Here is a 25,997-nt window from a genome sequence, read left to right on the forward strand (position 1 = left end):
ATGAGCGCTCGTGCATTCCACATCCCCCAAACTGGTCCTAAATTTTAGATACCAGTTTACCCATAAAAAGTGAATTAAAAAGACATTTTTATTCTATCAAAATCTCTCCACATATCGTGTTTAACTGCTGTTATGTGGACATCTGACCTATTTTGCAGGAGCGGCGCTACACACAACGCCCATAACGTCTATACGAGCATGCCAACAAGCTTTCCTAAGGCCGTAGGGTCAACGGTAGTGCCACTTGAACCTTCAACAACAGGAGCTTCATCATGCTCAAGATTAGACACGCCAATTGGCTGCACAATCTCTACAAGCTCAAGAAGCTGATTGGGATTCATATCGGTAATCATTGAAGACAACAAACTAGAAGCATTGCTTACCAGTGAACGAGCGCCCGAACCAGAAAGTGCCGAGATTTTCTCCCACACATCATCTGTGGCAATGATAACGTGCGTAATCTTGATGTTGGTGACAGAAGCAAGTGCGCTAACAAAAGCGCTCTGACTGTCATCTTTGTAAATATCTGCCAGTGTTTTAGCGTTTGAGTCTACTTCTGCATACACATCAGTAGGAATAGACACTATATGGCCGGTTCCCTGCGTGCGATCAATGACCAAAAGCCGTACAGACTGAAGAGTCGAATCCCCTGCCTTAAGCGAATTTGTGCTGATAACGGCATAGGTAAGAAAGTCATCATCAGATTGTGTAGTGCCATCCGGATTGCCTGAAACACTTTGGCTCTTTACAGCCTTGTTAAGCCCATGATCTCCCAAGTGAGACTCAAGCTGCGCGCGATCCCAAAGAGTTACAACAACAATGCCCACAAGCACGGCAACAATGGCAATTACGGCGAGGCCAATCACGTTGGTATAGGGATTCTCACGCGGAACATCGCTGCGCTCAAATCTTTCTCTTTTCCTAAACATACTGGCTCCCTACCTCACTGCTCATCAGTTCTGCAAGAGCTCCTAAAAAAGACGCTCTCTTCTATGATGCTATTTCTTTGCGAGGGAAACCACCGCACACAATACAAGTGGTAGAAAAGTCTTCGTGAACGGCGCGAGAAGACCGATGAAGCTGGATTGGCACACAGATACTACGACTCAATCAAGGAACCGAAAGCGCTACCAGGGTTGCAAAACACCCTCTGGATAGCGAACGCTTACAAACGTGAGGCCCTGAGCAGGCGCACAACTACCAGCGGCAATTCTATTCTGAGCAGCTAGAACCTCGTCGATCCACTCAACAGGCCTGTGACCTCGGCCAATCTCAACCAGCGTGCCCACAATCGTGCGCACCATGTTATGCAAGAAGGCGTTACCCGTAATATCAACTGCAATGAGTTTCTCGCCAGCTTCTTCAATTTCTTCAACGGTAAGGCGCTCCACAAAACGATGTGTTGGCTTGCCCTCGGCAGAAATTGCCTTGCAGAAGCTCTTGAAATCGTGCTCCCCCACCAACGCCTGCGCCGCCTTGTCCATAAGCTCTGCGTCCAAGTGGCCGTTGTACCACCACACGTGGTCCCAGCCCAGCACGGGACGAGCGCTACCTGCACAAATGCGATAGCGGTACGAGCGAGCCTGGGCATCAAAGCGTGCCGAGAAACCCTGTGGGGCGCGAAAGAGTTGTCGGATAGAGATGTCATCGTCGGTCAGAGCGGTAAGCGAGCGGACGAGTTTCTCGCCAGATAGCGCCAGCTCAGCGCCGTACACAGGAAGGCTCACGTACTGGGCCTGGGCGTGCACGCCGGCGTCGGTTCTGCCTGCACAGGTGAGCTCAACCTCTCTGCGCAAAACGGTCTGAAGCGCGCGGCGAAGGTCTCCTGCAACGGTGCGCTGGGTGGGCTGCTCGGCAAAGCCGCAGAATGCAGCGCCGCGATAACCTAGCTGGATAACAAGCGTGGCTTCAGGCTCAGAAGGAACTTCAGCGAGAGTCTCAGGAGCTGAAGGCTCAGCCGAAGACTCCTCGCATGCATCAAAACTGCAATTTGATGCAATATTTTGTGATGTTTCTGAGTTCATGAAGCTCCCTGAAATGACTTGTGCCCGCTAGAGTGATTGTATCGTAGGCTCAAAGTTGACGCACGTATTGTAGCTGCTGGACACAAGACCGCTACAGCAATGCAAGGTTGTTCAGCAATGCAAGATCACTACAGCGCTGTAAGACCAAGACACAGTGCAACCCACAGCAGCAACACTACCCAATCAACAAGCTGCACTTTTGCAGAGATACGCGTACGTTTAGCTGCGCCAAGACAGCGATCTGTCATTGTTTGCGCCATCTGATCTGCGCGCTGAAAGAGCGAGACGGTCAGCGGCACCAAAAGCGTAAACCACTTTTTGATGCGCTCAACAATACCGCCTGATTCAAAATTGAATCCACGTGCCCTCTGAGCTGCTCTAATTCTGTCGAGTTCTTCTAAAGTAAGCGGAATTGCCCTCAGAGCAATTGAGAGCACAATGCTCAAACCATCAACGTCAACACGAATAATGCGCAGCGGCAGCAAGAGTACAGAAAAGCCATCAGCAAGCTGCGTAGGTGTAGTTGTTGATGCCACTGATAAAACCAGCGCCAAGGCAAGCAACACGCGGGCAATAGCTACCGTGCTTCTGTAAAAACCCGCCACAGATAGACCAACTGATCCAGAAAAAATGATATCGGGATGTCCAATAAACACCAGCGTATTGGCCACAAATGATATAAGCAGAATGAACGCTGCAGGCTTTGCTACGCGCAAAAACTCTGGCAAGCTTACACGAGCACTCCACAAAAGGCTCACGCAAATCAAGGCGAACACCGCAAAGGCAAGTGGCTGCTGTACTGAGAAGAGAGCAACAATACCCACAAAAGTGGCAACGATTTTTGTCTGCGCTGTCAATGAAGCAAGCGAGAAGCGCTTAAGCAGAGCACAGGGGCACTTAGACATAGCAGGCCTCCAAAAGCTCATGCAATACGCTTACAAACAGCGGGCAATCAAGCTGCGCATCCTCGTATATCTCTGGGGTTGTCTGTGCTTCTTGCACATTGACGTCTGCAACAACACAGCCCTTCTCGAGAAACACTACTCTGTCAGCAAAAGGAAGCCATTCACTTACGTCGTGTGTGATTGCAAGAACCGCTTTGCCCTCGTTTGCGAGCTCACGAGCAAGATGCAGCACCTGCGAGCGCGCCTCGCCATCAAGTCCAGACGTTGCCTCATCAAACACTACCGCGTACGTTGCGCAGGCCAACGTTCCTGCAAGCGCTGCGCGACGAGCTTGGCCACCAGAAAGCGTTAACGGAGACGCGTCCATGACCTGCTGGTCAAGCCCCACACGTGCTGCCGCATACGCAACAAGCGCTTCAACATCGTCTGGCGAGAAGCCCTTGTTAGTTGGACCAAACGCAATATCTTCAGCAACACTTTGGGCAAAGAGCTGATCCTGAGGGCGCTGAAAGCACATACCGACATCTCCAGGGCACACCAGTCGCGCATCGATTGTTGCGTGCCCGGTATCAGCCTCCATGAGGCCAGCAGCTATGCGGGCGCAGGTTGTTTTTCCAGAGCCAGAAGCGCCTACCATAACAACAAGCTCTCCCGTAGAGGAAATAGTTACGTCATGCAGAGCGGGCTTATCAAACGCATGAGACACGCCACAAATCGTCAGCTCGTGCGCCTCTCCAAGAGCTTGAATTCCGTCATAGTTGTTTGCTCGCACCACCTCAAGGGCACGCTGATACACAAGGGTATCCAAAGCATCAAACGCAAGGTTGTTCTGAACAAGAAACGCAACAAACTCTGATGCGTTAAAAGGCACATCAAACTTATAGCCAGCCTGTGCAGCTATATGCGCTGTTGCTGTGAGTGCATCATCAAAACCAGCGTTTGCGATTGCATTTGCATCCAAGAGAAACTCTGTGGGAGTTCCCGACCAAACTAGCTGGCCTTTCTCCAAAACAAGTACCTGGTCAGCCCCGGGAAGAGACTCAAACGAATGAGAAATCTCAAGCATACCCATTCCGTTTGTAACGAGAGTGTTTACCAGGTTAGAAAGGTGATTTCTGAATCGAGTATCAAGCTGAGCAAATGCCTCATCAAGCACCAGATAACGTGGATGCACTGAAAGCGCTGCTCCAATAGAAACAAGCTGCTGTTGGCCTCCAGAAAGCGTATGGGTAGGCGCATCAATCAAATCGGCAATGCCACAAAGCTCCAGTGTTTGAGTAACGCGAGAAACTATCTCTTCTTTTGGCAAACCAAGATTAGCAGGGCCAAAGGCAACTTCATCAAAGACAGTTGCACAAACAAGCTGCGCTGTTGGATCTTGACGAACCATTCCCACAACGGAAGAAATCTGAGTAGACGGCACTACGGTCACTGAATTGCCGTCTACTAAAACCTCTCCGGATAGAGGAAAAAGTGATGCATTACAAAGATTTGCAAGCGTTGACTTGCCTGAACCATTGTGGCCAAGCACAACCGTTCTAGAACCCGGCTTTAGGGTAAATGAAACGTTATCAAGGGTTAGTGCCATTGGGTGCGGAGATTGGCTCTCAGTGGCTCCTATGGCATTTTCAGAAGCAGAGAAAGTCATGGATTGTGTAGCAGCTAACGTACCGTATGCGAAAGATACGTTTTTGAACTCAATCATGACAACCCTCCTTTATTTGAAAAAGAGGTCCCAGCAAAAAGCCAGGACCTCTTCAGATTCACTTTGACAGAAGTTACTCTGCAGCCTCTTCGGTCTGCTCGGTCTCCTCTGCTGGAGCCTCGGTCTCCTCTTCCTTTACAGGAGCAGGAGCAACCTTGGTAGCCTTAGCCTTCTTGTTAGAAGCCTTTGGCTGAACTGGCTCGGTAACAAGCTCAAGGATAACAACCTCAGAAGCGTCGCCCTTACGAGGACCAAGCTTCATGATACGGGTGTAACCGCCGTTGCGGTCAGCCCACATACCCTGAGCAGCCTTGTCAAATACCTCACGGACAAGCTCTGCGTTACCAACCTTGGCCATAGCAAGACGACGAGCGTGAAGGTCGCCGCGCTTTGCCCAAGTGATGACCTTGTCGACCTCGCCGCGAACTGCCTTAGCGCGGACGTCAAGAGTCTTAATACGATCGTTAGTGAAAAGGGCTTGGATCAGGCTCTTCTTGATGGCCTTGGTGTGGCTAGCATCAGTACCAAGCTTCATGCCCCTCTTCTTATTGTGCCTCATAATTTACATTCTCCTATGCGTGACAAGGCGCGACTAAGCCTTAAGGGACAGGCCCATGCTTTCGAGCTTTTCCTTGACTTCTTCAATAGACTTAACACCAAAGTTTCTGATGTTGAGAAGATCGTTCTCAGAGAAATCAACGAGCTGACGGACAGAGTGAATTCCTGCACGCTTGAGGCAGTTGTAAGAACGGACGGAAAGGTCCAGATCCTCAACCTGCTTCTCAAGCTCGGAATCGTCCTCGACGTCTGCCTTAGCAAAAATCGAAGCCTCTTCCTGAGTCTCGTCAAAATCAGTAAGTCCCATGAATGCGCTCATGTGCTGGTTAATGATGTTTGCAGCCTCAACGACAGCCTCGCGAGGGCTGATTGCACCATTGGTCTCAACCTCAAGCACCAGACGATCATAGTCGGTGTGACGGCCAACACGGCAAGGCTCAACAGCCTTAGCGCAGCGACGAACTGGCGAGAAGATCGAGTCAACGTGAATGAATCCAATTGGATCACTCTCACGCTCGTTATCCTCACCGGAAACATAACCGCGACCATTACCAAGGCGAAGTCTCATGGAAAGATGAGCTCCCTCAGCAAGGGTGCAAATGTGCTGAGCTGGGTTAACCAGCTCGTAGCCCATAGGAACATCAAGATCAGCACCAGTGACTTTGCAAGGACCCTCAACAGAGATGGAAGCCTCAGCCTCATCAGAGTTGTTGGTGTTGCGGAAAACTAGGCCCTTAACGTTCAGAACGATGTCAGTAACGTCCTCATAGACGCCTTCAACCGTAGTGAACTCATGCTGAACGCCATCAATCTGGATGGCCTCAACCGCAGCTCCCTCAAGAGAGGAAAGCAGTACGCGGCGGAGGGAGTTGCCAAGCGTGTCACCATAGCCACGCTCAAGCGGCTCTACGCTCACACGAGCGACGTTTGCGCCGATTTCATCTACCGACACGTTTGGTCGGATAAATTCGGACATTGCTACCTCCAAAACGGGTCGGGCTTACTTGGAGTAGAGCTCGACGATCAGCTGTGCGTCAATCTCAAGGTCGATCTGATCGCGGGTTGGAAGCTGAAGAACAGTGCCCTGCAGCTTCTCAATGTCAACCTCAAGCCATGCAGGAACTGCCATGTGCTCGGAGGAAATGAGAGCTTCCTTGATTGGAAGAAGATCCTTTGCCTTAGAAGCAACAGCGATAACATCGCCGCTCTTTACGCGATAAGAAGGAATGTCAACACGCTGACCGTTAACGGTGATGTGACCGTGACGGACAGTCTGACGAGCCTCTTTACGTGTACGAGCAAAGCCAAGGCGGAAGATGACGTTGTCAAGACGAGTCTCAAGGATGCTCATCAGGTTGTCACCAGTAATGCCTGGGTTCTTCTTAGCCATCTCATAGTAGCCGTGGAACTGGTTCTCAAGGACGCCGTAAATGAACTTAGCCTTCTGCTTCTCACGGAGCTGCATACCGTACTCGCTCTCCTGGCGACGACGGCGACGTGGCTCGCGGTTAGAAGTCTTATTGATCCCCATCACAACGGGATCGATGCCAAGCTGACGACATCTTTTAAGGACCGGGGTCCTATCAATTGCCATTTGCTTGTCCTTTCGTGCTAGTTGCGACGGCGCTTTTTAGGACGGCAGCCGTTGTGTGCAATAGGTGTCTTATCCTGAATACCCGAAACCTCGAGGCCTGCTGCCTGAAGGGAACGGATTGCGGTCTCGCGACCAGAGCCTGGGCCCTTAACAAAAACAGCTACCTTGTGGAGACCGTGCTCCATTGCTGCCTTTGCTGCTGCCTCTGCTGCAAGCTGTGCAGCAAAAGGAGTGGACTTACGAGAGCCCTTGAAGCCGACGGTACCACCGGACTGCCAGGAAATTACATTACCCTGGGGATCGGAAATAGAGACAATCGTGTTATTGAATGTGCTCTTGATGTGGGCCTGGCCCACTGCAATGTTTTTACGCTCGGAGCGGCGGACGCGTGTAGTGCGAGCGTTCTTTTTCTGTGCCATTAGCTACTCCTCGCCTACTTCTTCTTGCCGCCCACCTGACGCTTCTTACCCTTACGAGTACGAGCGTTAGTGTGGGTACGCTGACCGTGGACAGGGAGGCCCTTGCGGTGACGGAGGCCGCGGTAGCAGCCAATCTCCATCAGGCGGGCAACATTCTGACGCACCTCGCGGCGAAGATCGCCCTCGGTGGTGTAATTAGCGTCAATAAAGTCACGAATCTTAGTGACTTCTTCCTCTGTGAGGTCCTTGACGCGAGTATTTACATCGATACCAGTCTCGTTGCAAATCTTGGTTGCACGAGTCTGACCAATGCCGTAAAGATAGGTGAGTCCGACCTCAACACGCTTATCGCGTGGCAGGTCGACGCCGTTAATACGGGCCAACTTGGTGCTCCTTCCTTAGCCCTGACGCTGCTTGTGGCGCGGGTTCTCGCAAATCACGTAAACCTTACCGTGGCGACGGATGACTTTGCACTTGTCGCACATCTTCTTTACCGAAGGACGTACCTTCATGTGTCTTCCTTTCGGTTCTGCTGATACGAACTATATACTCGCCCAGCCGCTGGCGTGAAATACCGACTGTACTTACGTACATATGCCCTTGCAACGTGCGCAAAGACACAGATAGCCTCATGCATGGCACAAGACTTTTGCATTACTTACTTATAACGGTAGGTAATGCGACCCCTGGTAAGATCGTAAGGAGAAATCTCTACTACAACCTTGTCACCAGGGAGAATTCGAATGTAATTCATTCGAATCTTACCTGAGATGGTGCAAAGGATGGTCTTGCCGTTCTCTAACTCAACGTTAAACATAGCGTTTGGCAGGGGTTCTAGTACCTTGCCTTCAAGCTCAATCGCGTCTTGTTTAGCCAACTTTCATCCTCTCGACACATCGACAGCGGTTATCAATAATACATAAAAATGTGCCACTCGTCTATCACTTATTTTTTCAACACAATTAGATAGCGAGAAGAACAATGTATGTGTTACTCAAGACCGCCTTGCATCTCGCACCATGGACCAACTTCATCTTCTGAAACGATAACGGGACCGTCGGCAGTAATAGCAACCGTGTTCTCATAATGTGCTGATGGCAGGCCATCATCTGTAACAACGGTCCAACCATTTTCAAGAACGGTGCAATCGTAGGTACCCATAGCAATCATAGGCTCAATTGCAATTACCATTCCCTCACGAAGAACAATGCCGTTACCTGCACGACCATAGTTTCTGACCTCGGGGTCCTCGTGAAGATTACGACCAATACCATGGCCAACAAAATCACGAATGACACCATAGCCGTTATCCTCAGCAAGCTTCTGAACTGCATGGCCAACGTCGCCAAGACGAGCACCAGGAACAGCAGCTGCAATACCTGCCTTAAGGCAATCGCGGGTAACCTCACAAAGTGCCTGGGTTTTCTCGTCAACTGTTCCGCAGTAGAACGTCCAAGCGTTATCTCCTGCCCAACCGTTAACGGTAGCACCCGTGTCAATGGTCAGAATATCGCCATCTTGCAAAATGACGTTAGCTGATGGAATACCGTGAACAATCTGCTCGTTAATAGAAGAGCAAACAGATCCAGGGAATCCACCGTAGCCCTTAAAGGTAGGGGTTCCGCCATGAAGTCTAATAAAAGCTTCAACAGCGCGGTCAATCTCGAGCGTTGAAACACCAGGTCTAATCATAGATCCAGCACGGCGAAGAGCTGCCTTTGAAAGGGCGCCCGACACCTTCATTGCCTCGATTTGTTCAGGTGTTTTTATCGTAATCATAGTGCGAGGAGTGTCTTTACGTCGGCGAATACCTCGTCAACAGGACGATCTCCGTTGACCTCCTTCAGAATTCCATGACCCTTGTAGTACTCAATCAAAGGAGAAGTCTGGTTCTCGTATACATCAAGACGCTTACGAATTGTCTCTGGCTTATCGTCATCACGCTGATACATCTCACCAGAACAATTTGGGCAAGTCTCTGTACCAGCAGGTGCAGTATAACCACACTCTTTGCACGTACGGCGAGAAGAAAGACGCTCAACAATAACCTCTGGCTCAACAGCAACAAGCAGAGCTGCATCAAGCTTGAGGCCCATATTCTGAAGCTCAAAATCAAGGGTTACTGCCTGAGCGGTGTTGCGTGGGAAGCCATCAAGAATAAAACCAGCCTTTGCATCGTCTGCAGAAAGGCGCTCTTTTACCAGGTCAATTACAAGCTGATCTGGAACAAGCTGACCAGCATCCATATACTCTTTAGCCTTAACGCCAAGCTCAGACTGAGCTTTAACAGCAGCACGAAGAAGGTCACCGGTTGAGATGTGAGCAAGTCCATACTCTGCAACGAGCTTCTGAGCCTGTGTACCCTTGCCAGCGCCAGGTGCGCCGAGAAGAACAATGTTCATGCTTCGCCTTCCTTTCAAATAATAAAAGGGGCCTGTTTCCAGGCCCCTTTATGCTACGTATTAAGAACTACTTAAAGAAGCCCTCATAGTTGTGCATCTTAAGGTGGGACTCAATGGAAGAGAGTGTATCCATTGCAACACCGACCATGATGAGGACGGAAGTTCCACCAAACGCCTGTATCAACGAATCGCCTGTGAACCAGAAAATAATGGTTGGAACGATTGCAAGAACTGCCATAAAGATAGCACCGGGGAGGGTGACTCTGTCAATAACAGTCTTGATATACGTTGAAGTAGCAGTACCTGGACGAACACCAGGAATAAAGCCTCCCTGCTTCTTAAGCTGGTCTGCTGTCTCCTCTGGATTGAACACCATTGAGGTGTAGAAGTATGCAAAGAAGACAATGAACATAACTGAGAGAACCCAGTTAACCCATCCAGAAGAAAGTGAAGTAGCAAGATTTTGAATCCACTCTACTCCTGGGAAGAACACAGCAACCTGAGCAGGAAGGTACAGGATTGCAGATGCAAAGATGATTGGTACAACGCCTGCAGTGTTTACCTTAATTGGAAGGTAAGTTGACTGACCACCCATCATACGACGACCAACAACGCGCTTGGCATAGTTGATAGGAATACGACGCTGACCACGCTCAATGTAAACAATGAGCGGAATAATAGCGAGCATAACCACAACAGTAACAACGGTAAGAACAATGTTTCCACGAGTAGCTACTGAAGAAATAAGGGCTGTTGGAAGTCCAGCCATGATGTTTGCAAAGATGATAAGACTCATTCCGTTGCCAACACCTTGCTGGGTAATAACCTCACCGAGCCACATAATAATGATGGCACCAACTAGCATGGTAAAGACTACCAGGAAGTTTTCAAGTGCCTCAGGCACGCCCTCCATAGATGCAAAAGATACACCATAGCTCTTAAACAAGAACAGGTAACCAACTGCATTGAGCAGAGCTAGGCCAACCGTAAGATAACGCGTGTACTGCGTAATCTTACGCTGGCCGCTCTCACCATCTTTAGCAAGCTCGCCAAGAGATGGAATAACGGACTGCATCATCTGGAAGATGATCTGAGCCGTAATGTAAGGCATGATGCCCAGACTGAAAACAGACATGCGAGAAAGAGCGCCACCCGAAAATAGGTTAAGCACGGCCATTGCGCCATTCTTAGAAAGACCATTCTGATAAACAGAAAGCATCTGCTGGAATGGAGCACCGGGCACAGGAAGATACGCACCAAAACGGTACAGAAGAAGAATCAGTACCGTAAGGAGAATCTTTCCCCTTAGTTCCGGAACACGAAATGCGTTGGCGATTCCTTTACTCACTACTCGGCCTCAACCTTTCCACCGGCCGCCTCGATCTTAGCCTTTGCGGAGGCGGAAACCTTGTCGACCTTAACAGTGAGCTTCTTAGAAAGCTCGCCATCACCCAGAACCTTGACTGGGATGAAGTTGTACTTAATAACTCCCTTAGCAACCAGAGCCTCTGCGTCTACGGTCTCGCCGTCTGCAAAGAGAGCGTTCAGACGAGCAACGTTGACTGGAGCGTACTCAACACGGTTGTGGTTAGTGAAACCAGGAAGCTTAGGAAGACGCATAGCCAGTGGCTGCTGTCCACCCTCGAAGCCAGCGCCCTTGCCGCCACCAGAGCGGGAGAGCTGACCATTCATACCGCGGCCGGCAAAAGTACCATTGCCTGAAGAATTACCGCGACCTACGCGCTTACGATTTTTGCGCGAACCCACTGCGGGGCGAAGATCATTGAGCTGCATTATTACTACCTCTAGTTCTCTTCAACCTCGACAAGGTGCTTAACCTTGAAGATCATTCCACGAATGCTTGGGTTGTCAGGCTGCTCGACGGTATCGCCGATCTTGTGGAGGCCGAGGGCCTTCACCGTAGCAGTCTGGTCCTTCTTGACGCCTGCAACGGCGCCACGGACAAGCTTGATGCTAAGGTTCTTAGCCATCGTTAGTTCTCCTTTCCGACGAACATATCGCCGACGGTTAGGCCACGACGCTCAGCTGCTTCTTCTGGGCTGGAAAGCTCCTTCAGACCCTCAGCTGCTGCCTTAATCATGTTCAGAGCGTTGTCGGTACCAAGGGACTTAGAAAGTACATTGGTGATACCTGCAAGCTCGAAGAGTGGACGAATAGGACCGCCAGCAATAACACCAGTACCCTCGAATGCAGGCTTAATAAGAACAGAACCTGCACCGTAGTGACCAGTGACTGCGTGTGGTACGGAACCAGTCTCGGTCAGTGGGACCTTGAACATGTTCCTCTTTGCGTCCTCGACGCCCTTCTGAATTGCCAGAGGTACCTCAGCGGAACGACCCTGGCCAATACCAACGTTACCCTTACCGTCGCCAACGACTACCAGAGCAACGAGTGACATACGGCGGCCACCCTTAACGGTCTTGGAAACGCGGTGAATATAAACGACGCGCTCCTGAAGATCCGTATCCTGCTGGCGCTTACGATCACGTGCCATTGAATCCTCCTAGAACTTCAGGCCCGCGTTGCGGGCGCCATCTGCCAAAGCCTTGACGCGGCCGTGATAGAGACGGCCACCACGGTCAAAAGTGACCTCAGTGACGTTCTTCTCGGCAGCGCGCTTACCGATAAGCTCACCTACGAACTCAGCTGCCTCCTTGTTGGAGCCAACCTTGCCAGTAGAACGGAACTCTGGGTCAAGCGTAGAGGCAGAGCAGAGAGTTCTTCCAGAAGCGTCGTCAATAAGCTGTGCATAAATGTTTGCGTTTGTGCGGTGAACTGCAAGACGCGGACGCTCAGGTGTACCAAAGACCTTGGCGCGTACGCGGCGCTTGCGGCGTTCAAGACCCGCCTTTTTCGCCTGCTGCTTGTTCATTCCTTCTCCTTAGAGACATGCCATCACCTAACGGGGTGATGGTCTTTTAGCCTAAAAGTAGGGTTGCTTTACTTAGCAGCCTTACCGAGCTTCCTGCGGATGTGCTCACCTTCGTAGTGAATGCCCTTGCCCTTGTAAGGCTCTGGTGGACGCTTCATACGAATCTCAGCTGCAACCTGGCCGACCTTCTCCTTAGAAATACCCTTAACAGTAAGGTGAGTGTTATCAGGTACCTCAAAGCTAATGCCCTCAGGTGCAACATAGAGAACTGGGTGAGAATAACCAAGGGAAAGGTCAAGATCCTTGCCCTTAAGTGCTACACGGTAACCAACGCCGGTGAGCTCAAGCTTCTTCTCGAAGCCCTCAGAGACACCAACAACCATGTTGTGGATAAGGGTACGGACAAGACCCTGCTGAGCATTGGACTCAGTGGACTCGTCAACGCGAGTAACAAGAATCTCCTCGCCCTCCTGAGCGATAGCAACCAGCTCAGAGAAAGTACGAGTCAGCTCGCCCTTAGAACCCTTAACGGTAACGGTGGTGTTATCAACTGTCACAGTGACTCCAGCAGGAATCTGGACAGGCTTCTTACCAATACGAGACACGGCTGTCTCCTTTCATTCCTGTCAGATTTACCAAACGTAAGCGATGACCTCGCCGCCAACGCCGTTCTTACGAGCGTCGCGGTCGCACATCATGCCCTTAGAAGTGGAAACCACTGCAGTACCAAGACCACCAAGAACGCGTGGAAGCTTCTCAGCGGTGGAGTAAATGCGCAGACCAGGCTTAGAAATACGGCGGATGCCGCGGATAACCTTAGCGCGCTTCTTACCATACTTAAGGGTGATGTGAAGAGTCTTCTGAGGCTTAGTATCCTCAACGGTGTAACCCTCGACATAGCCCTCTTCGGTGATGACGCGAGCAATCTCAACGAGCACCTTGCTCGATGGCATGGATACGGAATCCTTGCCAGCTGAGTTTGCGTTACGAATACGCGTCAGCATGTCTGAAATGGGATCGGTAATTTTCATTTGATCCTTCTCCTTCGTTAATGATGAAACTGCGTGTCTGGTTCATCTACACCCGTGGCGCAGATGCCTTGACGCCAGAGCCCTGAGTCCTACCAGCTTGCCTTGCGGACACCAGGAAGCTCGCCCTTGCTCGCTAGCTCACGGAAGCACACACGGCACAGACCAAACTTGCGGTAAACGGAGTGGGGACGTCCACAACGCTGGCAACGGTTCTGTGTGCGCGTAGAGTACTTCGGCTCACGCGAGGCTTTGACGATCATCGAAGTCTTAGCCACAAATCCTCCTTCAAAATGCAACTTGGCGAACGCCAAGATGACTTCAAACAATAGTGCTGGTGACTATGTCACCCGGCATCGAAGATGCCAATAGGAATGCGCTTAATTTAAGCGCAGGTAAAAGTTAGTCCTGCTTGAATGGGAAGTGGAAGGCGTCGAGAAGTGCCTTACCCTCCTCGTTAGTGTTAGCAGTGGTGACAATGGTGATGTCCATACCGCGGGTGTGGTCCATCTTGTCAAAGTCAATCTCTGGGAAGATGAGCTGCTCAGTTACACCCATGGAGAAGTTACCACGGCCGTCGAAGCTCTTAGCAGAGATACCACGGAAGTCGCGGATACGAGGAATTGCAACTGCGATCAGACGATCCAGGAACTCCCACATACGATCGCCACGAAGGGTAACTTTAGCGCCGATTGGCATACCCTGGCGAAGCTTAAAGGTTGCGATAGACTTGCGAGCGTGTGTAACGAGTGGCTGCTGACCAGTAATGGTACGGAGGTCGTTTACAGCGCCGTCGATTGCCTTGGCGTCTGTAGCTGCCTCGCCAACACCCATGTTGACAACGATCTTCTCAAACTTAGGAATCTGGTTAACGTTGGTGTAACCAAATTTCTCCTTCAGAGCATCACGCACGGATGCGTAGTAAAGCTCTTTAAGGCGAGGTGTGTACTTCTCGTCTGCCATGGTTTCTCCTTAACTCTTGGGGTTTTAAGTGCGGGGATCGCCTCGCACCTCCTAGTTTGGCGAACTAGGAGCCATCTGCATCCTCGAGACATACGTGTCCCATAGAAAGACGCAATGAACAATATTAGACCTTATTGAGCAAAAATGGGGCGAGAATTTCAAGCTAGCTGATATTTTTTCATGTCATCACACGACTTACACATGACACCGTTCTTCTCGCCCAAAAGAAAACCCCGCTATCTGACGATAACGGGGTTTGAAGTAGCTCTGAGATGTTTCTACAAAGCGAGAAACACGTATAACTTAGAGCTCAGCGCCTGACTTCTTGGAGACGCGGACCTTAGTGCCGTCCTCCTTGATCAGGTAGCCAACACGGGTTGGCTTGTCGGTCTTAGGGTCGATAAGAGCAACATTGGAAGCGTCGATTGCTGCCTCTGCCTCAACGATGCCACCCTGCTGGTTAGCTGCGTTTGGCTTGACATGGCGCTTTGCAATTGCAACGCCCTCAACGACAACTTTGTTCTTCTCTGGATATACGCGAAGTACCTCGCCGCGCTTACCCTTGTCCTTACCAGTGAGGACCTCGACCTTGTCGCCCTTCTTGATCTTCATCTTAGGCATGTCGTTCCTCCTTAAAGGGTCTCAGGTGCAAGTGAGACAATCTTCATGTACTTGTGGTCGCGCAGCTCGCGAGCGACTGGTCCAAAGATACGAGTACCCTTGGGCTCACCCTCTTTGTTAACAAGAACGCATGCGTTCTGGTCAAAGCGGATGTAGCTACCGTCCTTGCGACGGGTGTCCTTAGCGGTACGAACGATGACGCAGCGAACAATGTCGCCCTTCTTCACCGAACCACCTGGAGTAGCCTCCTGGACAGCGCCAATGATGACGTCGGCAAGGCCGGCGTAACGACGCTTGGAGCCACCAAGGACCTTGACGCACTTTACGCGCCTTGCGCCGCTGTTATCAGCGACGTTGAGAATGGTCTCCATCTGAATCATGTGACGTTCCTCCGGAACCTAATTTCTCAGAGGTGCGCGTATTTGCGCACATGAGAAATAATGATAGATACAAAACTAGGTTGAGCTAAAAGCTGTTTCCTAGGTGCTAATTACTTAGCGCGCTCAACGATCTCTGCGAGACGCCAACGCTTGGTCTTGGAAAGAGGACGAGTCTCCATGACGCGGACGGTATCGCCCAGACCAGCCTCGTTGTTCTCATCGTGAACGTGAAGCTTCTTGCCGATGGTCATCATCTTGCCATACTTAGGGTGGTGCTTACGGTACGTAATCTCTACCGTAATCGTCTTGTCGCCAGAGATGGAGACGACGAGTCCGGTACGAACCTTACGCGCATTTCTGCTTTCGGTCTCTGCCATAACTTATCTCCTGCGATCTAGTTCTGCTCTGCGGATGCTTCCGCAGCAATTTGACGGGTGCGCATCTCGGTCTGAACGCGAGCAATGTCACGCTTAACAGCCTTGACACGAGCGGTGTTGTCCAGCTGGCTGGTTGCCATCTGGAAACGAAGATTAAAGAGCTCTGCGCGGCCTTCCTCGAGTTTCTTAGCGAGGTCTGCATCGCTCATAGCCTTGATTTCGGTGTACTTCATTAGTTCTCACCGTCCTGATCGGCCTTGGAGACAATCTTGGTCTTAATTGGAAGCTTGTGCTGAGCAAGACGGAGAGCCTCACGAGCAACTTCCTCTGGTACGCCATCAATCTCGAACATGATACGACCAGGCTTAACAACTGCTACCCACTCTTCTGGGTTACCCTTACCGGAACCCATGCGAGTCTCTGCAGGCTTCTTGGTGATTGGCTTATCTGGGAAGATAGTAATCCAAACCTTACCGCCACGCTTCATCTCACGGGTGAGAGCAATACGAGCAGCCTCAATCTGGCGGTTAGTAATCCAGTGAGCCTCCTCTGCACGGATGCCCCAGGAACCAAAATGCAACTGGGTATTACCCTTTGCCTGGCCCTTCATGGAACCGCGCTGTACCTTACGGTGCAATACACGCTTTGGAGCAAGCATTAACGGCCCCTCCTCTCATTGCGAGCACGACGAGGACGAGCGGAGCCCTCAAGAGCTGGGTTAGGTGTTGGCTGTCCAGGCATCTTCTCGCCGTAATAAATCCAAACCTTGATACCAACAGCGCCCATGGTGGTGCGGCCTGTAGCGGTACCATAGCCGATTGCAGCACGAAGGGTGTGCAGAGGCACGCGACCCTCACGGTACCACTCACGGCGGCCCATCTCAGCACCGTTCAGACGACCGGAGCACTGGATACGAATACCCTTAGCGCCAGCCTTACGAGCGGACTGAACAGCCTTACGCATAGCGCGACGGAAAGCGACACGCTGCTCAAGCTGCTCTGCGATGGACTGAGCAACAAGGTTTGCGTCAAGCTCAGGACGCTTAACCTCGACAACATCAACGTTGACCTGGCCCTTGCCGACCTTAGCAACACGCTCAAGATCTGCACGGAGGCCGTCAATCTCTGCACCCTTCTTGCCAATGACAATACCAGGACGTGCGGAGAAAATAGTTACCTTGACCTTATCGCCAGCGCGCTCGATGTCAATGCGAGCAACGGCGGCCTTCTCAAGGCGCTTCTCAAGATACTTGCGGATAGCAAGATCGTTGCCGAGCTGCTCGGCGTAGTCCTTATCGGCGTACCAACGAGAACGCCAGCTCTCGGTTACACCAAGACGGAAGCCTGTAGGCTGTACTTTCTGACCCATTCCTACGCCTCCTTTCGAGGTGCAACGACAACGGTAATGTGGCTCATGCGCTTGTTAATGCGGGAAGCCGAACCCTTTGCACGAGGGCGAATACGCTTAAGCGTTGGGCCTTCGTCAACAAAAGCGGTCTTGACTACCAGGTTGTTAGCGCGGAGACCATTGTTGTTCTCGGCGTTAGCAACTGCAGAGCGCAGAACCTTAGCAACATCAGTAGCGGCAGCGCGAGTCGAGAACTGAAGAACCTCAAGGGCCTTCTCGACAGACTTACCGCGGACAAGCGCGACAACTGCGCGAGCCTTACGAGGAGCAACGCGAACATACTTAGCTGTTGCGCGAACCTCAATAGAATCGGTGTTCTTAGCCATTTACTACACTCCCCCTATTTGGCCTTGTGACCGCGGAAGGTACGGGATGGGGAGAACTCGCCCAACTTGTGACCAACCATGGACTCGGTGACGTACACAGGTACATGCTTACGACCATCGTGAACAGCGATGGTGTGACCGACCATCTCAGGGAAGATGGTTGAGGAACGTGACCAGGTCTTGATAACGTCCTTCTTGCCAGCCTCGTTCATTGCAGCGACACGCGCAAGGAGGCGAGTCTCCACAAAGGGGCCTTTTTTGAGACTTCTGCTCATTTATCTACTCCTACTCGTGTCTTACTTGGACTTACGACGGCGAATGATCAGGCGGTTAGAAGCCTTCTTCGGGTCGCGGGTCTTATAACCCTTGGTTGGCTTACCCCATGGGGTGACGGAAGGACGACCAGAAGTGTGGTTCTTACCTTCACCACCGCCGTGTGGGTGGTCAACAGGGTTCATGACAGTACCACGGACGGTAGGACGGACGCCTGCCCAACGGGAACGACCAGCCTTACCAACAACAATGTTGGAGTGCTCAGCGTTACCAACCTCGCCGATGGTTGCACGGCAGGTCAGAAGAACACGACGGAGCTCGGAGGAAGGCATACGCAGAACTGCATAGCCGTTGTCCTTACCCATGAGCTGGACGGAAGTACCAGCAGCACGTGCCATTGCAGCACCCTTGCCAGGCTGGAACTCAACTGCGTGAACAAGAGTACCTACTGGAATCTGCTCAAGAGTGGTGCAGTTACCAGGCTTGATGTCGATGTCCTTGGTACCAGAAAGAACGGTGTCACCGACGCTCAGGCCCTCTGGGCAAAGGATGTATGCCTTTGCGCCGTCTGCATAGTGCAGAAGAGCAATACGAGCGGAACGGTTAGGATCGTACTCAACAGTAGCGACCTTAGCTGGGATGTCATCCTTGCGACGCTTGAAGTCGATACGACGGTACTGGCGCTTGTGGCCACCACCCTGGTGACGGGTAGTGATGCGGCCATTGTTGTTGCGGCCAGCCTTCTTTGGCAGAGGCTCGAGAAGGGACTTCTCGGGCTTATCAGTTGTAATCTCAGCAAAGTCTGAGATTGTCTGGAAGCGCCTGCCTGCGCTTGTTGGCTTTAGATGCCTAACTGCCATAAACAGTATCCCTTTCTTCTCCGTTGGCTAGCCCGCTTAAGGGAAAGTCGAGCTAACACCGGATTACCACGGTACCGCGCGTATCTACTATGCGCGGCATACGAACCCGTACCTCAAAAGAGGCACGGGAGAAAAACCTTACTCAGCAGAGTTATTACCGAAGATCTCGATAGTCTCACCAGCAGCGAGGGTAACAATAGCCTTCTTCCACTGGCGGGTCTTGCCTGCCTGCTGATAACGTACACGCTTGTTCTTTGGCTTAACAGAAAGTGTGTTTACCTTGGTGACGTGTACAGAGAAGAGCTTCTCTACAGCTGCAGCAATCTCTTCTTTACCTGCGTTACGAGCAACCTCAAAAGTGTACTTGCCCTGCTCCATCAGATCGAAAGCACGCTCTGAAACGATAGGACGAATGATGACCTCATAAGGAGAGTTCATTATGCGAGCACCTCCCCAAGCTGCTTAGCGACATCAGCGGACATAACAAGTGCGCCGTTGTCGATCAGGAAACGAGTAGTAACCTCAGAAACGCCGAAGATCGAAACCTTAGGAAGGTTGCGGAAAGAGAGGTAAGTGTTGACGTCGTCGTCTGGGACGATAACGGTAACGCGCTTACCCTCAATACCGAGGTTCTGAAGTGCAGCCTTTGCCTGCTTGGTGGAAGGCTGAGCAAACTCGAGAGAGTCGACGAGGACAAGCTCGGAGTCTGCAACCTTGCCGGAGAGGACGGACCTCATAGCAAGCTTGACCATCTTGTTGTTAATACGACGTGCGTGGGAACGAGGGGTAGGTCCAAAGATGACGCCACCACCAGTCCACTGACCAGCACGAATAGAACCCTGGCGAGCACGACCAGTACCCTTCTGACGGTAAGGCTTAACGCCACCGCCGGATACCTCGTGACGGTTCTTTGTAGAGTGGGTACCCTGACGTGCGGATGCATCCTGGCAGACTACAACCTGGTGCACAACAGGGATGTTTGGCTCAATGCCATAGACGTCAGAGGAGAGCTCGGCGTCGCCGACCTTCTTTCCCTCTACGTTCTTAATCTCATACTTGGACATGTTGTCTCCTTGTTAGCCTAAGTGTTTGCCTAAAGGCCCTTAGGCCATGCGGACCTGGACGAGGGCATTCTTGCCGCCAGGAACAGCACCCTTGATAAGCATGAGGTTCTGCTCAGCATCAACGCGGACAAGCTTAAGGTTCTTGACCGTAACGCGCTCTGCGCCCATGTGACCATACATGTGAAGGCCCTTACGAACGCGTGCAGGGTATGCGCACTGACCAATGGAACCTGGACGACGCTGGTTACGAGAACCGTGAGTCATTGGACCGCGAGAGAAGTTCCAGCGCTTAACGGTACCCTGGAAACCCTTACCCTTTGAAGTGCCTGTTACGTCAACAGCGGTGACCTCAGAGAAGTCAGCAACTGTGACAACATCGCCGGTCTTGTGCTCAGAAGCATCCTCAACGCGGACCTCGCGGAGGTAACGCATTGGCTCGACGCCCTGTGCCTTGAAGTGACCAGCCATTGGCTTGTTGACATGCTTCTCGGAGATGTCGCCGAAGCCAATCTGTACGGCATTGTAGCCGTCCGTCTCAACAGTCTTTACCTGTGAAACGGTGCAGGGGCCAGCAAGAACGACGGTAACAGGAACGACGTTGTCGTTCTCGTCCCATACCTGGGTCATGCCCAGCTTGCGGCCGAGGATGGTATTAACCATGCTCTTTCCTAACCTTCGGTGGTCATGGGACCTTGAGAGCACATCGGGTACTCTTCCCCAGCGGACCACGTCCTGTACATACTGCCTTTAGACATAATTGTCCTGTTTGAGCAGCCCGTCTACTTTACACTCATTTTTGACAAGAAACAAGCCTAAAATCTCTAAAAGATGAACGCTTTGTGAAGACCGTTTGATACCTTCTAGCTGCGAGATCTTTCTTATCGCCTATTTTGCGAGGTCAAACCGCTGACCCGGGCGTATCCATTGGCGAGAAACCCAAGGATTTTTGAAAAGTTTTTTCAAAAAATTTTGTAAAACAATTCACGATAATTATTTTGCCAAAATCAGGATGCCATGACTAAGCAGCTAAGGCTAGGCAACTAAGACCAGGCAGCCAAAAGTTTCTTGAGCAACACTTCGCAACCCTCAGTGACATCCTCATACGTCAGATCAAAATTGCCTGAGTACCATGGGTCCGCAATGTCACGAGGCTTCTCTGTCCAGTCAAGGAGCAGCGAAACCTTTCCAAGCGGATCATCTTTTAGTATGCGCATCATGTTGCGCAGGTTATTGTGGTCCATGCCTATGAGATAATCAAAGTTATCGTAATCTGCACGAGTCATCTGCCTCGCACGATGATTGCCACAATGAATTCCCTCTTGCTGAAGTTTGCATCGCGTACGAGGATCAACTGGATTACCAATCTCCTCTGTAGAGGTTGCGGCTGAGTCAATGACAAACGAGTCTGCGAGACCGTTTTTCTCGACAAGGTCCTGCATAACGTACTGCGCCATCGTTGACCTGCAGATATTTCCGTGGCACACAAAGAGGATTTTTGTCATGCAGGAGTAATTTGGCCGAGCGTTTACCGAGCAGCCGGTATTTAGCTGGCTGCTTGCATTCTGCTGACCACTTATGTTCTGCGGCCTTTGGTTCATCTCTTCTCCTGTGCGCTGTAAAAGAATCCGCTTCCCTATTCTACGGGTTTTTCGCCAAGTGCAGATGTGAGTTACGTCTAGAAAAGTCTGCCTGAAAAGTACAGAGAATCTGTATTTGCGTCGGCGATTCTTTAACAAAATCAGGCAAATCCACAGATTCTTTGATGTATTTAGGCAAAATTTACAGATTCTTTGAAGAAATCAGGCGCACGTCAGGCTCGCGCCGCCCACCTGGCGAGAAACCCGTCCACTTCCAGCATATGCGCACAAGAAACCCGGTACCCACACGAAGTGGATACCGGGCGGAAGGCGCGTTTGTGCAGCTAGCGCGGTCGTGACGCGTGTGGTGCGCGAGTCGCAGCTCGTACGTGATCCTTCGCACATGGTTCAACGCCACTCACGCAAAAACCCTCCCGCGCGAAGATGCGCAGGAGGGTTTGCAAGTTGGATTAAGCCGTATGCTTAGAGCTTGATCTCGATATCGACACCAGCTGGAAGGTCGAGACGCATAAGCGAATCAACGGTAGAAGCGCTTGGGTCGAGAATATCGATGAGACGCTTGTGAGTACGCATCTCAAACTGATCACGGGAATCCTTATCCTTGTGTGGGGAGCGGATAACCGTGTAAAGGTTACGCTCGGTTGGCAGAGGGATAGGACCGGAAACACGCGCACCTGTCTTCTGTGCGGTGTCAACAATCAGCTTAGCGGACTGATCAATGACCTCGTGATCATAGCCCTTGAGGCGAATCCTGATCTTCTGGCTTGACACTTTGGGTACCTCCATACATGAGCTAGAGCTCGTGGTCGTTTACTTAGGATGCAGAGCCGCCGTTTTTGGCGACAATCTCTTCGCGTACAGCGTTAGGAACGGGCTCGTAAGAATCGAACTGCATGGTGTAGCTCGCGCGGCCCTGGGTCTGGGAACGAAGGTCGGTTGCATAACCGAACATCTCACCAAGAGGCACCTTAGCGCGGATGACCTTGGCGTCCATACGATCGTCCATGCCCTCAATCTTGCCACGACGGGAAGAAAGGTTGCCCATAACGTCGCCCATGTACTGCTCAGGTGTCTCAACCTCAACAGACTCAACTGGCTCGAGAAGGACAGGATTGGACTTCTTGAGAGCATCCTTAATTGCCATAGAACCAGCAATCTTAAATGCTGCCTCAGAAGAGTCGACCTCGTGGTAAGAACCGTCAACAAGGGTGACCTTGATGTCGACTACTGGGTAACCAGCAATGACACCGTTCTCAAGAGCCTCGCGGATGCCCTTATCGATAGATGGGATGTACTCCTTAGGAATGACACCACCGACGATAGCGTTGACGAACTCGTAACCCTTGCCCTCTTCCTGTGGCTCAAGGTCAATGACTGCGTGGCCATACTGACCCTTACCACCGGACTGACGGACAAACTTGCCCTCAGCGTGGCTTACTGCCTTACCAGCAGTCTCGCGGTAAGCAACCTGTGGCTTACCAACGTTGCAGTCAACCTTAAACTCACGACGGAGACGGTCAACAATAATCTCAAGGTGAAGCTCGCCCATACCAGCAATGATGGTCTGGCCGGTCTCGTGATCAGTGTGAACCTGGAAGGTTGGGTCCTCTTCAGCCAGCTTAGAAAGGCCGATGGACATCTTCTCCTGCTCAGCCTTGGTCTTAGGCTCAACAGCAACGTCGATAACAGGATCTGCGAAGCTGATGGACTCAAGGATGATTGGGTTCTTCTCGTCACAAAGGGTGTCACCAGTAGTGGTGTTCTTCAGACCAACGCATGCAACGATGTCGCCTGCGGAGCACTCTTCACGGTCAACACGGTCGTTTGCGTTCATCTCGAGGATGCGGCCAAAGCGCTCACGGTTGTCCTTGACAGAGTTGTAGACGTAAGAACCTGCCTCTGCCTGACCAGAGTAAACACGAATGTAGGTAAGCTTACCAACATAAGGGTCAGTCATGATCTTGAATGCAAGAGCGGAGAATGGCTCCTTAACGTCTGCATGACGGACAGCCTCATCACCCTTAGGAGTGACGCCATCAATCTCTGGAACATCCAGAGGGCTTGGAAGGAAGTCGATGACTGCGTCCAGAAGCTCCTGAATACCCTTGTTCTTGTAAGCGGAACCAACAAAGACAGGGTTAATCTGACCAGCAAGAACGCCAGCACGAAGAGCACCCTTAAGGGTCTCAACGTCAACCTCTTCACCCTCGAGAACAGCCATCATGACGTCCTCAGAGAAGTCAGAAGCTGCCTCAAGAAGCTCTTCACGCTTCTCAGCTGCAATCTCTGCAAACTCTGCAGGAATCTCATCGAGTGGCTCAGGGTAAATCATGCCCTTAGCATCCTCTTTGAAGTCCCATGCAGTGTTGGTGACAAGGTCGATAAGACCCCAGAAGTTGGACTCAGCGCCCATTGGGACCTGAGCTGCAATTGCGTTTGCGCCAAGGCGGTCACGCATGGTCTGGATTGCACGGAAGAAGTCTGCGCCTACGCGGTCAAACTTGTTGATGAATGCAATACGAGGTACGCCGTACTTGGTAGCCTGACGCCAAACGGTCTCGGACTGTGGCTGAACGCCTGCAACTGCGTCGAAGACTGCAACTGCGCCGTCCAGAACACGAAGAGAACGCTCAACCTCAGCGGTAAAGTCAACGTGGCCTGGGGTGTCGATGATCTGGATGACATGGTCTTTCCAGAAGCAAGTGGTAGCTGCGGAAGTAATGGTTACGCCGCGCTCCTGCTCCTGAATCATCCAGTCCATGGTTGCTGCACCGTCGTGGACCTCACCAATCTTGTGGGTCTTACCGGTGTAGTAAAGAATACGCTCCGTAGTGGTGGTCTTACCAGCATCGATGTGAGCCATGATGCCGATGTTGCGGAGGTCTTTAAGATTGTACTTAGTCTTAGCCATTTGTTTGCTACTCCTGAATTCCGACTAGAAGCGGTAGTGGGAGAAGGCGCGGTTGGCCTCAGCCATCTTGTACAGGTCCTCGCGGCGCTTGACGGATGCACCTACGCCGTTAGTTGCGTCGATGATCTCGTTTGCAAGACGCTCTGCCATGGTCTTCTCTTTACGGCTACGGCTGAAAGTGACCATCCAGCGGATAGCAAGAGTAGTTGCACGACGGGAGTTGACCTCCATTGGGACCTGGTAAGTAGCGCCACCAACACGCTTAGGCTTAACCTCAAGTGTTGGGCGTATGTTATCCATAGCCTTCTTGAAGACAGTGAGGGCATCCTCACCAGTCTTCTCTGCGACGATGTCAAATGCACCGTAGACAATGCGCTCTGCGGTTGCTTTCTTGCCGTCGAGAAGGACCTTGTTAATAAGCTGGGTTACCAGACGATTGTTGTAGACGGCGTCAGGCATAACCTCACGACGTACTGCTGCTGCGCGACGCGGCATATTAATCTCCTAAGAACTAGTTCGAGTAGTGGACGTGATTACTTAGCACGCTTAGTGCCGTAACGGGAACGGCCCTGAGCACGATTCTGAACTGCTGCGCAGTCGAATGCACCGCGAACAACCTTGTAACGAACACCAGGAAGGTCACGGACACGGCCGCCACGAACCAGAACAATGGAGTGCTCCTGGAGGTTGTGGCCCTCACCAGGAATGTAAGCGGTTACCTCAATGCCATTAACAAGACGAACACGAGCAACCTTACGGAGTGCTGAGTTAGGCTTCTTTGGCGTAGTGGTGAAAACGCGGGTGCAAACACCACGCTTCTGTGGGTTGTGCTGAAGAGCGGCGTTCTTAGACTTTGACTTGACGCTCACGCGGCCCTTACGTACGAGCTGGTTAATAGTAGGCAAGATCTTCTCCTTCTTATACCTATCTACCTGCAGTTTTACATATTCGAAAGGCGACACAGCACTGTCCCCTTGGAATTACGCAGGGAAGTACTTTACGCTGATGAAAGCCACATGTCAACAAGCCACTGTGCCGGGCGTATCCATACTTCATAGAAATTACACGAGTAGCAAATATTAGTTTTAGATAAAGGAGACTTTGTTTTCAAAAACTATAAATTTGGCGAGAAATGCCTTGGTTAAGGACGACTCTAAGTTCAGGGGACTAACTTCAAAACAGCAATTACTTCTTCGCCGTCTTTCTCACCCGTCTCAACAAATCCATATGAACGATAGAGATCTTGCGCGACCTTATTTTTGGGTTCATAGGAAAGCCAACAAAACTCTGCTTTTCCACAGGGAAAGGTACGTATAAACTCCAACGCAAGCCTGAGTGCTTCTTTGCCGTATCCCCTACCTTGGAATTTTGCATCAATCATCAGACGTCGAAGATCGTAATTATTTTGAGCTATTGCTGGAGCCCTGTCCCAACTGCTATCTGGTCCAAACCCAATCATCAAAAACCCTATTGGTAAATCATTCTTGTATATACCAAAAGGAAAAATCTGTCCGTTTTCTGCCTTGGCTATATAGGCTTCGATAAGACTTATATCATTTCCAGCAACAAAGTCTTGCTGGTCCTCGGACACCTTGAGCTTAAGAATGTCCCACACGTTTCTTCCGTTTATGTGCTGAAGACTTAACATACGGTATCAATCAAAAGTCCATTGCTTGTTGATATAAAAAG

General features: G+C 51.2%; 40 protein-coding genes. All 40 read right to left on the bottom strand.

Annotated elements, in window-relative coordinates; translation table 11 throughout:
- Nucleotides 1-188: 188 nt before the first annotated feature.
- The 40 genes from HMPREF1647_RS03200 to HMPREF1647_RS03395 all read right to left on the bottom strand — a co-directional run bounded on the left by HMPREF1647_RS03200 (nt 189) and on the right by HMPREF1647_RS03395 (nt 25,923).
- Complete coding sequence (locus HMPREF1647_RS03200) at nt 189-929, bottom strand: hypothetical protein (RefSeq protein WP_035432036.1); 741 nt, start codon at nt 927-929, stop codon at nt 189-191.
- A 198-nt stretch (nt 930-1,127) separates the two neighbouring features.
- On the bottom strand, nt 1,128-2,024 hold the full coding sequence (gene truA / locus HMPREF1647_RS03205) for a tRNA pseudouridine(38-40) synthase TruA (RefSeq protein ID WP_035432038.1): 897 nt from the start codon (nt 2,022-2,024) through the stop codon (nt 1,128-1,130).
- 128 nt (nt 2,025-2,152) lie between these two features.
- Nucleotides 2,153-2,929, bottom strand: a complete 777-nt coding sequence (locus HMPREF1647_RS03210) for an energy-coupling factor transporter transmembrane component T family protein (RefSeq protein WP_052039115.1) — start codon at nt 2,927-2,929, stop codon at nt 2,153-2,155.
- Nucleotides 2,922-4,634 carry an ABC transporter ATP-binding protein gene (locus HMPREF1647_RS03215; protein WP_052039116.1) on the bottom strand — a complete coding sequence of 571 codons (1,713 nt, stop codon included), beginning with the start codon at nt 4,632-4,634 and terminating at the stop codon, nt 2,922-2,924. Before HMPREF1647_RS03215 ends, HMPREF1647_RS03210 begins: the two co-directional genes overlap by 8 nt.
- A 73-nt stretch (nt 4,635-4,707) precedes the next feature.
- Nucleotides 4,708-5,193: a 50S ribosomal protein L17 gene (gene rplQ / locus HMPREF1647_RS03220; RefSeq protein WP_035426920.1), complete on the bottom strand. Its 486-nt coding sequence runs from the start codon at nt 5,191-5,193 to the stop codon at nt 4,708-4,710.
- A 33-nt stretch (nt 5,194-5,226) separates the two neighbouring features.
- On the bottom strand, nt 5,227-6,168 hold the full coding sequence (locus tag HMPREF1647_RS03225; protein ID WP_035432040.1) for a DNA-directed RNA polymerase subunit alpha: 942 nt from the start codon (nt 6,166-6,168) through the stop codon (nt 5,227-5,229).
- A 24-nt stretch (nt 6,169-6,192) separates the two neighbouring features.
- Nucleotides 6,193-6,786: a 30S ribosomal protein S4 gene (rpsD, locus tag HMPREF1647_RS03230; RefSeq protein ID WP_012809219.1), complete on the bottom strand. Its 594-nt coding sequence runs from the start codon at nt 6,784-6,786 to the stop codon at nt 6,193-6,195.
- 17 nt (nt 6,787-6,803) lie between these two features.
- Nucleotides 6,804-7,205 (bottom strand): 30S ribosomal protein S11, encoded by a 402-nt coding sequence (gene rpsK, locus HMPREF1647_RS03235; RefSeq protein WP_012809220.1) that lies wholly within the window; start codon nt 7,203-7,205, stop codon nt 6,804-6,806.
- 14 nt (nt 7,206-7,219) lie between these two features.
- Entirely contained in the window at nt 7,220-7,588 is a 369-nt protein-coding gene (rpsM, locus tag HMPREF1647_RS03240) for a 30S ribosomal protein S13 (RefSeq protein ID WP_035426925.1), read from the bottom strand.
- Nucleotides 7,589-7,603: 15 nt separating this feature from the next.
- Nucleotides 7,604-7,717 carry a 50S ribosomal protein L36 gene (gene rpmJ, locus HMPREF1647_RS03245; protein ID WP_002563183.1) on the bottom strand — a complete coding sequence of 38 codons (114 nt, stop codon included), beginning with the start codon at nt 7,715-7,717 and terminating at the stop codon, nt 7,604-7,606.
- Between the two features lie 146 nt (nt 7,718-7,863).
- Complete coding sequence (gene infA, locus HMPREF1647_RS03250) at nt 7,864-8,082, bottom strand: translation initiation factor IF-1 (protein ID WP_012809222.1); 219 nt, start codon at nt 8,080-8,082, stop codon at nt 7,864-7,866.
- Between the two features lie 113 nt (nt 8,083-8,195).
- Nucleotides 8,196-8,984, bottom strand: coding sequence for a type I methionyl aminopeptidase (gene map / locus HMPREF1647_RS03255; RefSeq protein WP_035432042.1), 789 nt, complete (start codon nt 8,982-8,984; stop codon nt 8,196-8,198).
- Entirely contained in the window at nt 8,981-9,607 is a 627-nt protein-coding gene (locus tag HMPREF1647_RS03260) for an adenylate kinase (protein WP_035432044.1), read from the bottom strand. Before HMPREF1647_RS03260 ends, map begins: the two co-directional genes overlap by 4 nt.
- Nucleotides 9,608-9,674: 67 nt before the next feature.
- The gene (secY, locus tag HMPREF1647_RS03265) at nt 9,675-10,955 is read right to left on the bottom strand and encodes a preprotein translocase subunit SecY (RefSeq protein ID WP_035432046.1); all 1,281 of its coding nucleotides are present in this window, start codon (nt 10,953-10,955) and stop codon (nt 9,675-9,677) included.
- A complete protein-coding gene (gene rplO / locus HMPREF1647_RS03270) occupies nt 10,955-11,401 on the bottom strand; it encodes a 50S ribosomal protein L15 (RefSeq protein WP_035426932.1) in 447 nt (148 codons plus the stop codon). Before rplO ends, secY begins: the two co-directional genes overlap by 1 nt.
- A gap of 11 nt (nt 11,402-11,412) precedes the next feature.
- A complete protein-coding gene (gene rpmD, locus HMPREF1647_RS03275; RefSeq protein ID WP_012809227.1) occupies nt 11,413-11,598 on the bottom strand; it encodes a 50S ribosomal protein L30 in 186 nt (61 codons plus the stop codon).
- A 2-nt stretch (nt 11,599-11,600) separates the two neighbouring features.
- Nucleotides 11,601-12,122 (bottom strand): 30S ribosomal protein S5, encoded by a 522-nt coding sequence (rpsE, locus tag HMPREF1647_RS03280; protein ID WP_035426935.1) that lies wholly within the window; start codon nt 12,120-12,122, stop codon nt 11,601-11,603.
- A gap of 9 nt (nt 12,123-12,131) precedes the next feature.
- Entirely contained in the window at nt 12,132-12,500 is a 369-nt protein-coding gene (rplR, locus tag HMPREF1647_RS03285; RefSeq protein ID WP_035426936.1) for a 50S ribosomal protein L18, read from the bottom strand.
- A gap of 68 nt (nt 12,501-12,568) precedes the next feature.
- Complete coding sequence (gene rplF, locus HMPREF1647_RS03290; protein WP_035432048.1) at nt 12,569-13,105, bottom strand: 50S ribosomal protein L6; 537 nt, start codon at nt 13,103-13,105, stop codon at nt 12,569-12,571.
- Between the two features lie 27 nt (nt 13,106-13,132).
- A complete protein-coding gene (gene rpsH / locus HMPREF1647_RS03295; protein WP_035426940.1) occupies nt 13,133-13,531 on the bottom strand; it encodes a 30S ribosomal protein S8 in 399 nt (132 codons plus the stop codon).
- An 89-nt stretch (nt 13,532-13,620) separates the two neighbouring features.
- Complete coding sequence (locus HMPREF1647_RS03300) at nt 13,621-13,806, bottom strand: type Z 30S ribosomal protein S14 (protein ID WP_012809232.1); 186 nt, start codon at nt 13,804-13,806, stop codon at nt 13,621-13,623.
- A 124-nt stretch (nt 13,807-13,930) separates the two neighbouring features.
- Nucleotides 13,931-14,491 carry a 50S ribosomal protein L5 gene (rplE, locus tag HMPREF1647_RS03305; protein ID WP_035432050.1) on the bottom strand — a complete coding sequence of 187 codons (561 nt, stop codon included), beginning with the start codon at nt 14,489-14,491 and terminating at the stop codon, nt 13,931-13,933.
- Nucleotides 14,492-14,794: 303 nt separating this feature from the next.
- Entirely contained in the window at nt 14,795-15,112 is a 318-nt protein-coding gene (gene rplX, locus HMPREF1647_RS03310) for a 50S ribosomal protein L24 (RefSeq protein WP_035426943.1), read from the bottom strand.
- 11 nt (nt 15,113-15,123) lie between these two features.
- Nucleotides 15,124-15,492 (bottom strand): 50S ribosomal protein L14, encoded by a 369-nt coding sequence (rplN, locus tag HMPREF1647_RS03315; RefSeq protein ID WP_012809235.1) that lies wholly within the window; start codon nt 15,490-15,492, stop codon nt 15,124-15,126.
- Between the two features lie 110 nt (nt 15,493-15,602).
- Nucleotides 15,603-15,869 (bottom strand): 30S ribosomal protein S17, encoded by a 267-nt coding sequence (rpsQ, locus tag HMPREF1647_RS03320; RefSeq protein ID WP_035432053.1) that lies wholly within the window; start codon nt 15,867-15,869, stop codon nt 15,603-15,605.
- A 17-nt stretch (nt 15,870-15,886) separates the two neighbouring features.
- Nucleotides 15,887-16,102, bottom strand: a complete 216-nt coding sequence (rpmC, locus tag HMPREF1647_RS03325; protein ID WP_035426945.1) for a 50S ribosomal protein L29 — start codon at nt 16,100-16,102, stop codon at nt 15,887-15,889.
- On the bottom strand, nt 16,102-16,527 hold the full coding sequence (gene rplP / locus HMPREF1647_RS03330; RefSeq protein WP_035426946.1) for a 50S ribosomal protein L16: 426 nt from the start codon (nt 16,525-16,527) through the stop codon (nt 16,102-16,104). Before rplP ends, rpmC begins: the two co-directional genes overlap by 1 nt.
- Complete coding sequence (gene rpsC, locus HMPREF1647_RS03335; protein WP_035426947.1) at nt 16,527-17,237, bottom strand: 30S ribosomal protein S3; 711 nt, start codon at nt 17,235-17,237, stop codon at nt 16,527-16,529. Before rpsC ends, rplP begins: the two co-directional genes overlap by 1 nt.
- A 2-nt stretch (nt 17,238-17,239) precedes the next feature.
- Entirely contained in the window at nt 17,240-17,602 is a 363-nt protein-coding gene (rplV, locus tag HMPREF1647_RS03340; RefSeq protein WP_012809240.1) for a 50S ribosomal protein L22, read from the bottom strand.
- Nucleotides 17,603-17,616: 14 nt separating this feature from the next.
- Complete coding sequence (gene rpsS, locus HMPREF1647_RS03345) at nt 17,617-17,877, bottom strand: 30S ribosomal protein S19 (RefSeq protein WP_035426948.1); 261 nt, start codon at nt 17,875-17,877, stop codon at nt 17,617-17,619.
- A 21-nt stretch (nt 17,878-17,898) separates the two neighbouring features.
- A complete protein-coding gene (rplB, locus tag HMPREF1647_RS03350; protein ID WP_035426950.1) occupies nt 17,899-18,735 on the bottom strand; it encodes a 50S ribosomal protein L2 in 837 nt (278 codons plus the stop codon).
- A gap of 138 nt (nt 18,736-18,873) precedes the next feature.
- Complete coding sequence (gene rplW, locus HMPREF1647_RS03355; protein WP_035426953.1) at nt 18,874-19,173, bottom strand: 50S ribosomal protein L23; 300 nt, start codon at nt 19,171-19,173, stop codon at nt 18,874-18,876.
- Nucleotides 19,173-19,799, bottom strand: a complete 627-nt coding sequence (gene rplD, locus HMPREF1647_RS03360) for a 50S ribosomal protein L4 (RefSeq protein WP_035426955.1) — start codon at nt 19,797-19,799, stop codon at nt 19,173-19,175. The genes rplW and rplD overlap by 1 nt, the downstream gene beginning before the upstream one ends.
- Nucleotides 19,800-19,838: 39 nt before the next feature.
- Entirely contained in the window at nt 19,839-20,459 is a 621-nt protein-coding gene (gene rplC, locus HMPREF1647_RS03365) for a 50S ribosomal protein L3 (protein ID WP_035426957.1), read from the bottom strand.
- 380 nt (nt 20,460-20,839) lie between these two features.
- Nucleotides 20,840-21,397 carry a low molecular weight protein-tyrosine-phosphatase gene (locus HMPREF1647_RS03370; RefSeq protein ID WP_316244790.1) on the bottom strand — a complete coding sequence of 186 codons (558 nt, stop codon included), beginning with the start codon at nt 21,395-21,397 and terminating at the stop codon, nt 20,840-20,842.
- Between the two features lie 462 nt (nt 21,398-21,859).
- A complete protein-coding gene (gene rpsJ / locus HMPREF1647_RS03375; protein WP_012809247.1) occupies nt 21,860-22,168 on the bottom strand; it encodes a 30S ribosomal protein S10 in 309 nt (102 codons plus the stop codon).
- Nucleotides 22,169-22,211: 43 nt separating this feature from the next.
- On the bottom strand, nt 22,212-24,308 hold the full coding sequence (fusA, locus tag HMPREF1647_RS03380) for an elongation factor G (RefSeq protein WP_035432055.1): 2,097 nt from the start codon (nt 24,306-24,308) through the stop codon (nt 22,212-22,214).
- 24 nt (nt 24,309-24,332) lie between these two features.
- On the bottom strand, nt 24,333-24,803 hold the full coding sequence (gene rpsG, locus HMPREF1647_RS03385; RefSeq protein WP_012809249.1) for a 30S ribosomal protein S7: 471 nt from the start codon (nt 24,801-24,803) through the stop codon (nt 24,333-24,335).
- Nucleotides 24,804-24,841: 38 nt separating this feature from the next.
- Entirely contained in the window at nt 24,842-25,213 is a 372-nt protein-coding gene (gene rpsL, locus HMPREF1647_RS03390; RefSeq protein WP_035427082.1) for a 30S ribosomal protein S12, read from the bottom strand.
- Nucleotides 25,214-25,467: 254 nt separating this feature from the next.
- A complete protein-coding gene (locus tag HMPREF1647_RS03395; protein WP_262363800.1) occupies nt 25,468-25,923 on the bottom strand; it encodes a GNAT family N-acetyltransferase in 456 nt (151 codons plus the stop codon).
- Nucleotides 25,924-25,997 lie beyond the last annotated feature (74 nt).

It is taken from the genome of Lancefieldella parvula DNF00906 (genome assembly GCF_000758945.1).
GTDB lineage: Bacteria > Actinomycetota > Coriobacteriia > Coriobacteriales > Atopobiaceae > Lancefieldella > Lancefieldella parvula_C.

Bases quoted from the DNA above. Each gene is read 5' to 3' on its own strand.
- HMPREF1647_RS03200 (WP_035432036.1), bottom strand. From the start codon at position 929: ATGTTTAGGAAAAGAGAAAGATTTGAGCGCAGCGATGTTCCGCGTGAG.
- truA (WP_035432038.1), bottom strand. From the start codon at position 2,024: ATGAACTCAGAAACATCACAAAATATTGCATCAAATTGCAGTTTTGAT.
- HMPREF1647_RS03210 (WP_052039115.1), bottom strand. From the start codon at position 2,929: ATGTCTAAGTGCCCCTGTGCTCTGCTTAAGCGCTTCTCGCTTGCTTCA.
- HMPREF1647_RS03215 (WP_052039116.1), bottom strand. From the start codon at position 4,634: ATGATTGAGTTCAAAAACGTATCTTTCGCATACGGTACGTTAGCTGCT.
- rplQ (WP_035426920.1), bottom strand. From the start codon at position 5,193: ATGAGGCACAATAAGAAGAGGGGCATGAAGCTTGGTACTGATGCTAGC.
- HMPREF1647_RS03225 (WP_035432040.1), bottom strand. From the start codon at position 6,168: ATGTCCGAATTTATCCGACCAAACGTGTCGGTAGATGAAATCGGCGCA.
- rpsD (WP_012809219.1), bottom strand. From the start codon at position 6,786: ATGGCAATTGATAGGACCCCGGTCCTTAAAAGATGTCGTCAGCTTGGC.
- rpsK (WP_012809220.1), bottom strand. From the start codon at position 7,205: ATGGCACAGAAAAAGAACGCTCGCACTACACGCGTCCGCCGCTCCGAG.
- rpmJ (WP_002563183.1), bottom strand. From the start codon at position 7,717: ATGAAGGTACGTCCTTCGGTAAAGAAGATGTGCGACAAGTGCAAAGTC.
- map (WP_035432042.1), bottom strand. From the start codon at position 8,984: ATGATTACGATAAAAACACCTGAACAAATCGAGGCAATGAAGGTGTCG.
- HMPREF1647_RS03260 (WP_035432044.1), bottom strand. From the start codon at position 9,607: ATGAACATTGTTCTTCTCGGCGCACCTGGCGCTGGCAAGGGTACACAG.
- rplO (WP_035426932.1), bottom strand. From the start codon at position 11,401: ATGCAGCTCAATGATCTTCGCCCCGCAGTGGGTTCGCGCAAAAATCGT.
- rpmD (WP_012809227.1), bottom strand. From the start codon at position 11,598: ATGGCTAAGAACCTTAGCATCAAGCTTGTCCGTGGCGCCGTTGCAGGC.
- rpsE (WP_035426935.1), bottom strand. From the start codon at position 12,122: ATGGCACGTGATCGTAAGCGCCAGCAGGATACGGATCTTCAGGAGCGC.
- rplR (WP_035426936.1), bottom strand. From the start codon at position 12,500: ATGAACAAGCAGCAGGCGAAAAAGGCGGGTCTTGAACGCCGCAAGCGC.
- rpsH (WP_035426940.1), bottom strand. From the start codon at position 13,531: ATGAAAATTACCGATCCCATTTCAGACATGCTGACGCGTATTCGTAAC.
- rplE (WP_035432050.1), bottom strand. From the start codon at position 14,491: ATGGCAGACGAGAAGTACACACCTCGCCTTAAAGAGCTTTACTACGCA.
- rplX (WP_035426943.1), bottom strand. From the start codon at position 15,112: ATGCCTAAGATGAAGATCAAGAAGGGCGACAAGGTCGAGGTCCTCACT.
- rplN (WP_012809235.1), bottom strand. From the start codon at position 15,492: ATGATTCAGATGGAGACCATTCTCAACGTCGCTGATAACAGCGGCGCA.
- rpsQ (WP_035432053.1), bottom strand. From the start codon at position 15,869: ATGGCAGAGACCGAAAGCAGAAATGCGCGTAAGGTTCGTACCGGACTC.
- rpmC (WP_035426945.1), bottom strand. From the start codon at position 16,102: ATGAAGTACACCGAAATCAAGGCTATGAGCGATGCAGACCTCGCTAAG.
- rplP (WP_035426946.1), bottom strand. From the start codon at position 16,527: ATGCTTGCTCCAAAGCGTGTATTGCACCGTAAGGTACAGCGCGGTTCC.
- rpsC (WP_035426947.1), bottom strand. From the start codon at position 17,237: ATGGGTCAGAAAGTACAGCCTACAGGCTTCCGTCTTGGTGTAACCGAG.
- rplV (WP_012809240.1), bottom strand. From the start codon at position 17,602: ATGGCTAAGAACACCGATTCTATTGAGGTTCGCGCAACAGCTAAGTAT.
- rpsS (WP_035426948.1), bottom strand. From the start codon at position 17,877: ATGAGCAGAAGTCTCAAAAAAGGCCCCTTTGTGGAGACTCGCCTCCTT.
- rplB (WP_035426950.1), bottom strand. From the start codon at position 18,735: ATGGCAGTTAGGCATCTAAAGCCAACAAGCGCAGGCAGGCGCTTCCAG.
- rplW (WP_035426953.1), bottom strand. From the start codon at position 19,173: ATGAACTCTCCTTATGAGGTCATCATTCGTCCTATCGTTTCAGAGCGT.
- rplD (WP_035426955.1), bottom strand. From the start codon at position 19,799: ATGTCCAAGTATGAGATTAAGAACGTAGAGGGAAAGAAGGTCGGCGAC.
- rplC (WP_035426957.1), bottom strand. From the start codon at position 20,459: ATGGTTAATACCATCCTCGGCCGCAAGCTGGGCATGACCCAGGTATGG.
- HMPREF1647_RS03370 (WP_316244790.1), bottom strand. From the start codon at position 21,397: ATGAACCAAAGGCCGCAGAACATAAGTGGTCAGCAGAATGCAAGCAGC.
- fusA (WP_035432055.1), bottom strand. From the start codon at position 24,308: ATGGCTAAGACTAAGTACAATCTTAAAGACCTCCGCAACATCGGCATC.
- rpsG (WP_012809249.1), bottom strand. From the start codon at position 24,803: ATGCCGCGTCGCGCAGCAGCAGTACGTCGTGAGGTTATGCCTGACGCC.